The 6,819-nt window shown below is 67.0% G+C and carries 5 protein-coding genes; 3 read left to right on the top strand and 2 right to left on the bottom strand.

The features are described from left to right. The coding region (locus VF497_RS13310; protein WP_330889481.1) for an NAD-dependent epimerase/dehydratase family protein at window positions 1-877 on the bottom strand (877 nt) is incomplete at its 3' end. Between the two features lie 117 nt (window positions 878-994). On the opposite strand from VF497_RS13310, the gene VF497_RS13305 reads away from it, so the two are divergent. Next, window positions 995-3,067 carry a hypothetical protein gene (locus VF497_RS13305; RefSeq protein WP_330889479.1) on the top strand — a complete coding sequence of 691 codons (2,073 nt, stop codon included), beginning with the start codon at window positions 995-997 and terminating at the stop codon, window positions 3,065-3,067. 134 nt (window positions 3,068-3,201) lie between these two features. Here the strand turns inward: VF497_RS13305 and waaA are convergent, their stop codons facing one another. After that, entirely contained in the window at window positions 3,202-4,548 is a 1,347-nt protein-coding gene (gene waaA / locus VF497_RS13300; protein ID WP_330889477.1) for a lipid IV(A) 3-deoxy-D-manno-octulosonic acid transferase, read from the bottom strand. 38 nt (window positions 4,549-4,586) lie between these two features. Here waaA and lpxL point away from each other — a divergent pair, with 38 nt between their 5' ends. Further along, window positions 4,587-5,507, top strand: a complete 921-nt coding sequence (lpxL, locus tag VF497_RS13295) for an LpxL/LpxP family Kdo(2)-lipid IV(A) lauroyl/palmitoleoyl acyltransferase (RefSeq protein ID WP_330889475.1) — start codon at window positions 4,587-4,589, stop codon at window positions 5,505-5,507. Window positions 5,508-5,637: 130 nt separating this feature from the next. Further along, window positions 5,638-6,819 (top strand): DUF2339 domain-containing protein (locus VF497_RS13290; protein ID WP_330889473.1); only part of this gene is annotated, 1,182 nt, incomplete at its 3' end.

The following is a 6,819-nucleotide window of genomic DNA, read 5'->3' as shown; positions in this document are numbered from 1 at the left end:
TGGAGAATTCCTCGACGATGAAGCGCGTCAGCAGCGGCTCGCTGCGCACGCCGAGCGCGCGATAGGCGCCTTCGAACGTGACGGCCAGCGCGTGCGCGAGCCAGACCGAAATGCGCCGCGTCTCCGGCGGCAGCCCGGCCGCAGCGAGCCAGGCGCCGAACAGGCGCGCGTGCGTGATCGGCTCGCCCTGGCTGACGAAATAGGCCTTGCCGGCAATCGGCGCGCCGATGTCTAGTTTGTCGAGTGCGAGCACATGCGCGTGCGCCGCGTCGTCGACGTAGATGATGTCGACGCGCTTGTCGACCTTGCCGATCAGGCGCAGGCGCCCCGCACGTGCACGTGCGAGCACGCGCGGCAGCAGGTTCGGATCGCCCGGTCCCCAGATGAAGTGGGGGCGCAGCGCGACCGTGGCGAGGTCCGCGCCATTCGCGGCGAGTACGCGCTGCTCGGCGAGCGCCTTGGTCTGCGCGTAGGCCGAGGCGAAGTGCGCGGGGTACGGCAGCGATTCGTCGGCGCCCTCGATGTCGCTGCCGCGCTGGACGACGCTCGGACTCGAGGTGAGCACGAGCTTGCGGATGCCGTGGCGCGCACAGGCGGCGAGCACGTTGTCGGTGCCGCGCACGTTGATGTCGTGGTATTCCTGCGCCGGGCCCCAGGCGCCGACCTTGCCGGCGCTGTGCACGATCGCGTCGACACCTTTGGCCGCGGCGAGTACGTCGCCGAGATTGGCGATGTCGCCGCGGCGCGGTTCGATGCCTGCAGCCGCGGTCGTCGCCGCGGAACGATTGAACGAACGCACTACATGGCCGCGCGCAAGCAACTGCGCGCAGATCGCGCTGCCGAGAAATCCGCCGCCACCGGTAACCAGAACTTTCATCGTCGTTCCTCCCGACGCGCATGCTAACTGAACGCGTCAACGCACTGGATTTACCCGCGTTTCAGCAATGGAGGATGATGATCCATCAAGTTGGGACACGACATGAGGGGCGAGGCGATGCACCATCGTTTTGCAGCCGGGCTGGCGGCGCTCGCCGGCCTGTTCGTTTGCGTCGACGCAGCGCACGCCGTGCAGACCCTGAGCGGGCAGACCGCCTCGGGTGCTTACTATCAGATCCAGGCGCCCGACGGCTGGAAGGCGGGCGACAGCCTCGTGCTGTTCCAGCACGGCCTGTCGTTCAACCCGCCCGCGCCAAACCCGAGCCTCGGTCCGCTTGCCGCCCTGCAGTTGCAGGAAGGCTATGCGGTCGCCGCGTCGAGCTACAGCCAGCGCGCATGGGCGCTGTTCAACGCGCCCGACGACAACGCGCAGTTGCTCGACACGTTCAAGCAGAAGGTCGGCGTGCCCGGCGCGATCATCCCTTGGGGCGGCTCGCTCGGCGGCCTGATCTCGCTCAAACTCGCCGAGGATGCGCGCTTCGCGCCGGTGCCCGGCGTGCTCTCGCTGTGCCCGCCCGCGGCCGGATCGCGCACCTGGGATTTCGGCATCGATGCGCGCCTCGCCTACGACGTGGTGTGCAAGGACGTGAACAGCGCCGGCCAGTTGCCGAAAGGCGCCGCGCCGATGACGTGGGCGTACAACCTCGACGACATCCCCGACAATCTTTCCGACCTGCAGGACAAGGCGCAACTCGCGCAGACGCTGCTGCCGGTCAACGTCTGCACCGGCGTGAACCTGCCGTCGCTGCTGCAGAACGACGCGATGCTGCGCCGGCTCGACGAGTTGAAGACGTTCGCGCACATCACCAGCGACGATTTCTTCCTCACCGACCTCGGCTACGCAACCTACGGCCTGTCCGATCTCGTGCGTGCGCCGGACAAGCTCGGTGGCATCAATCCGTTCACCACGACCGGCGTCGTATATTCCGATGCAGCGATCAATGCCGGCATCACGCGCATCGATGCCGATCCATTCGCGCAGCTCTATCTGCGCTGGGCCTCGGACTTCCGCGGCCGCGTCGATCCGGCGACGAAGGTGATCTCGATGCACACGAACCACGACGAGCTCGTGATTCCCGCGCACGAGTCCGTGCTGCGCGCGACCTTGCCGGCGACGCAGCTGACCAGCGCGCTGGTCAACGAGTCGAGTCCGACGCACTGCGGCTTCAACACGGCCGAAGGCGTGGCCGCGTGGGAGGCGCTGCGCGCCTGGATCGCGGGTGCGAAGCAGCCGAGCGTCGCCGACTTGCAGACGGGTTGCCAGAGCGCAGTCGCCAGCGGCGTCAAAGGCCCATGCCGCATCGATGCGAGCCTGCAGCCGCCAAGCTTCGACAGCCAGGTCGCGCCGCGTCCGGCATCGACTGCGCCGAACGTCGATGCAAGCTACAGCGGCCTCTGGTACGACCCGGCGCGCAGCGGCGAGGGCATCGAGCTGGAAATCCTGCCGGGCAACAAGGCGTTGGTATACTTTTTCACTTATCCACCGAACGGCGTCGCGGGCAGCCAAGCCTGGGTGTTCGGCATGGGCGACATCGTCGGCAACGGTATCGAATTCGCCGACGTGCGCCGCGGCCAGCGCGACGCGCAAGGCAAGGTGACCTCGCAACACTGGGGCCGCATCGCGCTGAGCTTCGACACCTGCACGAGCGGCGGCATGCGCTGGGATGGACCGGCTGGCTGGGGCTCGATGGAAGTGCCGCTGTTCAAGCTCTCGCAACTCGACGGCCTCGGCTGCGGTTCGTCAGGCACCACCGCACAGGCCAGCGGCGCGTGGTATGACCCGGTGACCACGGGCAACGGTTTCCTCGTCGAGCGATCCGACGCAGGCCATCTGCAGGTGCTGTACTTCCAGCTCAACACGGACGGCACACAGTCGTGGATGATCGGAACGGCTGTTCCCGACGGCAGCGGCGGCTACACGGCGCAGCTGATCGAACCGACCGGCACGCATTTCGGCAGTGGGTTCGACAAGACCCAGATCGCCAAGCCGGCCAACTACGTCTTGAACATGCGCCTGGATTGCGCAACCGGTGACGCGTCGATCGCCGCGCGCGCGGACGGCTTCGTCCTGCAGACCTTCGCATTGCGGCGCCTGACCACACCGGCGGGCATTTCAGCATGTCCGCCGTAAGCACAGCTACCTGAGCGACAACGGATCCTTTGACGACGACGCGAACGACGTCCTTCGTAGGCGAGATTCTTGCCTGCGCCGGTGGCACTGCACGGAAAATGGCTGATATTACTTTTGCCTGATTGCAGAACACACTAGCCGGATTTTTTCGCCGTCTCGTTATCGAGCGCCTTTTCCACGATCGCGAGCGTGCGCAGCACGCTGCCCTGCTCGCGCTCGAATGCCTGCTGCGCGGCCTGGCCGACGCGCTTGCGCAAGGCGCCGTCGGCAAACAGGCGCGTGATCGCGGCGCCGAGCTCGTCGCCGTCGAGTACCTGCAGCGAAGCACCGGCCGCGGTGAGGCTCTGGTTGATCTCGGCGAAATTGAACATGTACGGACCGACCACGATCGGCACGGCAAGCGCGGCCGGTTCGAGCACGTTGTGCCCGCCGATCGGCACGAGGCTGCCGCCGACGAAGGCGACGTCGGCAGCGGCGTAGTAGTTGAGCAGCTCGCCGAGCGTATCGACGACGAAGCATTGCGTATCGGATTTCGCCGCGCCGTCCTCGCTGCGCGTGCGCGTGACGAAGCCGAAACTGCGACAGGCCAATGCCACCGGCTTGAATCGCTCCGGATGACGCGGCACGAGCAGCATCAGCGCGTCGGGAAAACGGCGCAGCACTTCGGCATGAGCCTTGAGCACCGGCAGTTCCTCGCCGTCGTGCGTGCTCGCCGCGATCCACACCGGGCGGCGCGCACCCCAGGCATCGCGCATCGCCGCGGCCTCTTCGAGCAGGTGCTTGGGCACGCTCATGTCGTACTTGAGGTTGCCGATCACACCGAGGTGCTCGGCCGGCGCGCCGAGTTCGGCGAAACGTGTCGCGTCGGTGGCCGATTGTGCAGCAATGTAGCTGACACCGGCCAGCGCACGTTTCACCAAGGGACGGATCGGCGAATAGCCGCGCAGGCTTTTTTCCGACAGGCGCGCGTTGGCGATGATCAGCGGAATGCCGCGCGCCTCGCACTCGAAGAATAGGTTCGGCCAGATCTCGGTTTCCATGATCAGCGCGACACGCGGACGAACGCGGTCGAGGAAGCGTGCGATCGAGGTCGGCAGGTCGTAGGGCAGATAGAGGTTGACCACGCGGTCGCCGTAGACGCGGCGCACGCGCTCGGATCCGGTCGGCGTCACCGTCGTGATCACGAACTTCATGTCCGCGTAACGCGCCATCAGCGCATCGATGAGCGGCAGCGCGGCGTTGACCTCGCCCATCGACACGGCATGGATCCAGATGCTTTCCTTCAGCTCGATCGTCGAATGGCCGAAGCGCTCGCGCCAGCGATCGAAGTATTCGCGGTAGCGCAGGCCGCGCACCGCGAGCCGGTACAGGATCGCCGGCGTCAGCAGGTACATGGTCAGCGTGTAGAGCAGGCGGCGTAGCGGCACGTGCGGAGGCGGGATGAAGGATGGCGAAGTATAGCCGCGGGGCGGACGCGGCATGGATTCGAATAGTCATGCCTTCTCGTATACTCCGGGCGATGACGGCGCCGGAAAATCCCCAACCTCCTCTGCGTTCGCCGCGCTACTGGCCCTCGTGGCTCGGCGTCGGCGTGATGAAGCTCGTCGCGCGACTGCCGTACCGCGTGCTGCATCTGCTCGGCCGCACGCTCGGCCTGCTGACCCGGCAACTGCCCGGCGCGCGTCGCCGCATCGCGCAGCGCAACCTCGAAATCTGCTTTCCGGAACTCTCCGCCGGCGAACGCGAGCGCCTGCTGCGCGCCACGCTCGCCGACCTCGGCCTCATGCTGGTCGAGTTCGCCTTCGCCTGGATGGGCAGCGACCGCGCGCTCGCGCGCGTGCCGTGCGCGATCGAAGGGCTCGAACACCTCGAAGCCTGCCGCGCGCAGGGCCGCGGCGTGCTCCTCGTCGGCGCACACTTCTCGCACCTCGAACTGTGCGCGCGCCTGGTCTCGCAACGCATCCGCATCGCCGGCATGTACCGCGTGATGGACAACCCCGTGTTCGAGCATGAAGTGCTGCGCGCGCGCCTGCACTACGCCGAAGCCATGTACACCAAGGACGAGTTGCTCGCGACGGTGAAGTACCTGCGCCGCGGCGGTACGCTCTGGTACGCGCCCGACCAGGACATGCGCGGCAAGGATTCGGTGTTCGTGCCGTTCTTCGGCGTCGATGCGGCGACGATCACCGCCACGCATCATCTCGCACGCCTGTCCGGCGCCGCGGTGATTCCGTTCTTCCATCGCCGCCTGCCCGACGGCCGCGGCTACGCGCTGCGTCTCGAAGCACCGCTGGAAAATTTCCCGACCACCGATGCTGCCGCAGACACCGCGCGCGTCAACGCCCAGATCGAGCGCATGGTGCGCGAGGCGCCGGAGCAGTACCTGTGGGTGCACAAGCGCTTCAAGTCGCGACCGCCGGGAGAGCCGCCGCTGTACTGACCCTCGAACCGCCGATTTTCCGTCTTGCAGGTCAGGTGAAAATTGTTTGATGATGCCTGCGCGAGCGGGTGCTGATCGCCTTGGGGTTTTTGAACGCGCAATGCGCGGGGCGCGACGGGAGACAGACGCGATGACGTTCTTGTGGATGTTCGTGGGCGCCGTGCTCGGCGGCTGGCTGAGCTGGATCGTGTTCGACGAGTCGGTCGGCGCGGTCGGCATGGCGTTCGGTATCGTCTGCGGGCTGCTGTTCGGCCGGCTCGTCAAGCTCGGCAAGCGCGTCGGCGAACTCGAGGCGCAGCTCAAGACGCTGGTTTCGGCGCCTGCCGTGCAGCGATCCGATGCGCCAGTCGTCACGGCCGCGCCTACCAAGGCGGCGCCTGTCGAAACGGCCGCGCCGTCGACGGAACCCCTGCCGGCGCACGCCGTTTTCGCTCCTGTCGCCACGACTACCGCCGCCGATCCCGGCACGGCAACGATCGATCTGCGCGAACCCGCGGCCGCGGTCGAAGCTCAGCCGCCGCCGCCACGCATCCCGACTCCACCACGCGCCGATCCGCCCGCGCTCGCCTGGATCAAGCGCTGGTTGACCGAGGGCAATCCACTGGTCAAGGTCGGCATCGTCGTCGTGTTCTTCGGCGTCGCCTACCTGTTCAAGTATGCGGCCGACGCGGGCTGGCTGACCGTGCCGGTCGAGTTCCGCTTCCTCGGCGTCGCCGTCGCCGCGCTCGCCGCGCTCGCATTCGCCTGGCACAAGCGCGAGTCGCACCGCACGTTCGCGCTGAGCCTGCAGGGCGGAGCGATCGGCGTGCTGATCCTGACCATCTTCGCCGCGTATCGCCTCTACGCACTGCTACCCCCGACCTTGACCTTTGCCCTGCTTGTCATCGTCGTCGCCGGCGCCGGCCTGCTCGCGGTGTTGCAGGATTCGCCTGCGCTCGCCGTGCTCGCGATCGTCGGCGGCTTCCTCGCCCCGATCCTCGCCTCGACCGACAGTGGCAACCACGTCGCGCTGTTCTCGTATTACGCCGTGCTCAATGCCGCGATCTTCTTCATCGCCTGGATCAAGCCCTGGCGCGTGCTCAATCTCGTCGGTTTCGTCTTCACCTTCGGTGTTGCGTCAGCCTGGGGCGCACTCAAATACTGGCCGGAATTGTTCGCCTCGACCGAGCCGTTTCTGCTGCTGTTCTTCGCGTTCTACCTGTTGATTCCGGTGCTGCACGCGCGCATGCAGGCGCGACAGGAAGGCGAGCCCGGGTCGAACCGCGTGCAGGCCGTGGTCAGCGGCAGCCTCGTGTTCGGCACGCCGCTGGTC

It is taken from the genome of Rudaea sp. (genome assembly GCF_036383415.1).
Lineage (GTDB): Bacteria > Pseudomonadota > Gammaproteobacteria > Xanthomonadales > Rhodanobacteraceae > Rudaea.
This window is presented reverse-complemented; position numbering and strand designations above follow the sequence as displayed.